We start from the raw sequence: 4094 nt of genomic DNA, 5'->3' as shown, positions 1-4094 counted from the left end.
TGCGCAGCTACGACACATATATTAAACGTTACCTGCAAGCGCAAAATGGATTCGGAAAAACAAAATTATGATAAAAGTTTATTTTGACTGGAATGTTCTATCTCAAATGAAAAGTGGGGAACACTCAGAGTTAAAAGAGCTAATATTAAACAATGAAGATTTATTAATCCCATTTTCAACTTCACATATTAATGATATATCTTCTAGTTTTAAAGAAACATCTAAACAACAAGATTATATAAATTCTGACTTAGACTTTATTTCTAGAATAACCAATGATTATTGCCTTTTCAATAATGGAAAAGGAATAATTTTAGATATATATCCTCCAAGAGAATTATTTGAACAGAATATTAACGACAAAAAGACTTTCAATGACATAAGTATTGATGGACTAACGAAAATTTTTGAGAATGATCCGTTTGCGAGTAGTCTTTTAAAACCGATGTTCAATATCCTTAAATCTTTACCTTTAGAAGACTCCTTTAAAAAAGCTTTTGAAACACCCGAAAGTTCAGAGGTTATGGAAAAAATATTTCCTGGCTTAAAAGAAAACCCTACAATGGAAGGTTTCTTTAAAAGTTTTAGTGAAATGAATTTTAACTTAAACGAATTAGAAGGTTATAAAGACTTAAGACAAATAATCCAAAAAGGAACTGAGATAAATAGAGACAAAATCTTTGATACGCAAAAACCTTTCGAATTCATTGAGAAGAAATACGATAAATTAGGCTTCAGTCCTGAACATTTTAAACCTGAATACAAAAACGCTCCTAAATGGTTTGACAATATTTCAAATGAGTATTTAAAACTAGATATGCACGGTTATCAAGAAGATAAAGTAAAGATTAAAAAAGGGAGAAAAGAAACATTTAAAAATACAACTGACGATGCTTTTCACGCTTCCTTTGCCTCTACTTGTAATTTTTATGTTATAAATGATAATAGATCCTATAAAAAAACAAAAAAAGTATTTGAAGAATTAAATATAAATACTGGAGTTTTTAAGCCAGATGAGTTTCTAGATTTTTACAAAAAATTCTTGAAAAATGAAGATTACGATCTTGATCTAAAAATTATGGAAGACTTTTTACGATCTGATAATTATTACGAATCCAAATCCGAAGATGGGAATTGCAGAACATACTTGTTACCATATTTTCTTTTTGGTTTCTTTAATAAGATTATCTGTTTTCAACCTAAGGAAAACTTACAAGAAATTTTGATTTTTTTAAGTCAAAACAAACCAACAAATTGGTTTATAATAGACAAAGAAGTTGAAAAACTCCTTGATAGATTACTAAAACATTTTGGGAATGATATAGAAAATAAAGGCGGATTAAAAGAGAATGAATTTAATAAAGAAAAGTGGAAAGGTAGAAGATGGAAATTTGAAAACTTGTCATTAAGACTTGAAGCAATAAATGGTTATGTTCAATTATATTGGGATTTTGAAAAAGAAAAGCCAGCAGGTAACAATGTATAAGAAAACATAAGGCTTTATTGCTTAATCGAAAGGTCTGTACTTATTTGCAATGTCACCAAATATAAAATTTGGCATTTACGAAAAATGATAAAAGCAAAATATTTATATTTGGCTTAGTACCAATCCGAAACGTATCGCTTATTAACTGCCATACGTTTCTTATACGAGACGTTGCCAGTAATACGACCAGACCAATGAAAATAATTTTTAACCTATTAATTTTGATTTTATTTATTGGCTGTGGACAAAAAACTAAAACTGAAAAACGAACTGAAATTATGACCGAATCGAACTACCCTGAAAAGTTTGAATCTGATAAATTAACTGAATTGGAAAAACAAATCCTATCTGAATTCAGAAAAAAGCGACTTACGTTTGACAATTACATTAAGGAAAACAATTTGAATTTATTTACTTGTCCTGGTTGCGGATATCCAACTCTTGTAGAACGTGGTAGTTATGATATTTGCGAAGTTTGCAATTGGGAAGATGACAATCAAGATGACCCAAAAGCCGATGAAATTTGGGGTGGACCAAATTCGGATTTATCTCTAACCCAAAACAGAATAAATATTGGACGAATTTTAACTCATTTAGCTGACAGTTTGAATGGAAAAATAAATCAAAACCCAAAACAGGTTTTAGAGATATTTAAAAAGCATCGTATTCGAATGAATAGCATTGATGAAAATAAACTTATGAATGCAGATATATCAGACCCAATTTGGAAAGAATACGAAAATAAAGGAAAAGAAGTATTGACGGATTTAGTAACGGAATAAAGTACTACTGGCAACAACGTGTATAATTCATTGCTAGTTCTAGCCTACTTGGAAATTCCTTCGGAATTTCTTCTGGTTCGTTTTAGTTTACTAATTTAGTTGCTGAAACACGCAACGAAATCATACACAAACACGTTGCCAGCAATTAGAGAATGACGAAATCAGAAACAAGATTATTAATTGGAATTGGAATTCTGATTTTGCTAATCGATATTTTACTTATGAAATATTGGATTAGTAATATTAAACCTTACCCATTTATGTCTGTTGGAGTTGAATCTCACAGACTTGAAATATTCGGAGTAAACATTCTGATTGGAATTATTACTTTCTTTATAAGAAAAAGACTTTCGATTTTATTTTTCCTCAATACAATAGTTTGTTATTGGATATTCTCATTTTTCTGGAATTCATACTTGGAGAATAATCCTTACTCGCAAACTATATATGATTTTAAAATTGAGGAGAGAAATATTCAATTAAGAATTTCCGAAAACCCGAATACTTACGGAATTTATGAATTGAACCCAAACCCAGTGGATTCTCTGACAGTAATTGAAATGGGAATGAATGAAAAAAGAGGAGATAGTATTGTGTTGAAATGGTGGAATGGGGAAATCCAAGAAATGTATTTTTATGATGATAAGTTAATCGGATTACCTGAAAACCCAAACCCTATTAAACTGAACAAAAAGGAATGAAAAACTACTGGCAACACGGTGTATAAAACATAGCTAATAAGTACTAAACCGAAAGGTTTGTCTTTATTTGCAAAGATCGCCAAGTTTTTAATTTGGCTTTAAAACTTAAAAATTAAAACAAAATATAAAAAATTGGCTCTGTGATAAATCCAAAATGTAGTATCTTTTTACTCGCTACGTTCCATACACTGAGCCGTTAGCGGTAATACCTCAAAAACATAAATTTAGATGAATTGGAAATGGAAGGAAGATAGTATTCTGAATAATTATAATGAAAATACTCCCTGTAAAGATATATTTAAAGCTGTTTGCGATGAAATAGCCGAATATTATATTCCTAAAGGTTGGAGATATGCTAAATCCAGACCAAAACTAACTTATAATGACAAGAGTATAAAAATAGAAATAGCATTTTGGTCAAGTGGAAGTAATATGCCTGGAGATTATGTTAATCTTGAAATAATTCCTACCATATATTCTCTTGATTTAAAAAAAGATTTGAAATCAAAAGGGATTGATTCTAAAGGATATATACTTGGTTACCCAGGTATATTCTTTGAAAAGCTGGAAGATATACCTAAAGGACTAAAAAGAGTAATTGATTTGCACGGGAATATTCACGAGTATGAAGAAGAATATGAAGAGACGAGTGTTTTAAGACATCATAATAACATTAATGTTTATGGAATTAACGAGATTGATTTACTTAAAATAATTGATTTTATTGATAATAAGATTGTCTTGTGGAAAGACTTGATAAATGATTATGATAAACTAAAAGCAAATATTACTCCTTTTTTAAAATCGGACTTTAGAAAACTAAAAGAAGGTGATTTTGCAAATTATATTAAATACAAATTTCCTGATAAATATTATGATTTTGAAAAACTTGAAAATTAGTAAAACAGCTAATACTATATATAGCAAATAGGGCGATTAGTGTTTAACCCAAAGGCTATTGTCTATTTACAAAGTCGCCAAATCTTTTGATTTGGTATTAAAAGAAAAAAATTAAAACAAAATACAAAAGATTTGGCTTGTGGCTAAACCGAAAATAATCGCTTGTTTTCTGCCATACTTGCCATATATTTAATGTTAGCAGCAATATAAAAATCGTATTTTAAA

4 protein-coding genes are annotated in these 4094 nt (G+C 29.2%); all 4 read left to right on the top strand.

Going from position 1 to position 4094, the window contains the following annotated elements:
- The first annotated feature begins 67 nt into the window (after window positions 1-67).
- The 4 genes from Z054_RS0127120 to Z054_RS0127105 all read left to right on the top strand — a co-directional run bounded on the left by Z054_RS0127120 (window position 68) and on the right by Z054_RS0127105 (window position 3869).
- Window positions 68-1486 (top strand): hypothetical protein, encoded by a 1419-nt coding sequence (locus tag Z054_RS0127120; RefSeq protein WP_152538702.1) that lies wholly within the window; start codon window positions 68-70, stop codon window positions 1484-1486.
- Window positions 1487-1680: 194 nt separating this feature from the next.
- A complete protein-coding gene (locus tag Z054_RS30725) occupies window positions 1681-2268 on the top strand; it encodes a CPCC family cysteine-rich protein (protein ID WP_024773108.1) in 588 nt (195 codons plus the stop codon).
- 152 nt (window positions 2269-2420) lie between these two features.
- Entirely contained in the window at window positions 2421-2969 is a 549-nt protein-coding gene (locus Z054_RS0127110) for a hypothetical protein (protein ID WP_024773107.1), read from the top strand.
- A 228-nt stretch (window positions 2970-3197) separates the two neighbouring features.
- A complete protein-coding gene (locus Z054_RS0127105) occupies window positions 3198-3869 on the top strand; it encodes a hypothetical protein (protein WP_024773106.1) in 672 nt (223 codons plus the stop codon).
- Window positions 3870-4094 lie beyond the last annotated feature (225 nt).

It is taken from the genome of Aquimarina macrocephali JAMB N27 (assembly GCF_000520995.1).
In the GTDB taxonomy this organism is placed as follows: domain Bacteria; phylum Bacteroidota; class Bacteroidia; order Flavobacteriales; family Flavobacteriaceae; genus Aquimarina; species Aquimarina macrocephali.
Note: the sequence above shows the minus strand (reverse complement) of the source record. Positions and strands in the feature narration are given on the sequence as shown.

Bases quoted from the DNA above. Each gene is read 5' to 3' on its own strand.
- Z054_RS30725 (WP_024773108.1), top strand. From the start codon at position 1,681: ATGAAAATAATTTTTAACCTATTAATTTTGATTTTATTTATTGGCTGT.
- Z054_RS0127120 (WP_152538702.1), top strand. From the start codon at position 68: ATGATAAAAGTTTATTTTGACTGGAATGTTCTATCTCAAATGAAAAGT.
- Z054_RS0127110 (WP_024773107.1), top strand. From the start codon at position 2,421: ATGACGAAATCAGAAACAAGATTATTAATTGGAATTGGAATTCTGATT.
- Z054_RS0127105 (WP_024773106.1), top strand. From the start codon at position 3,198: ATGAATTGGAAATGGAAGGAAGATAGTATTCTGAATAATTATAATGAA.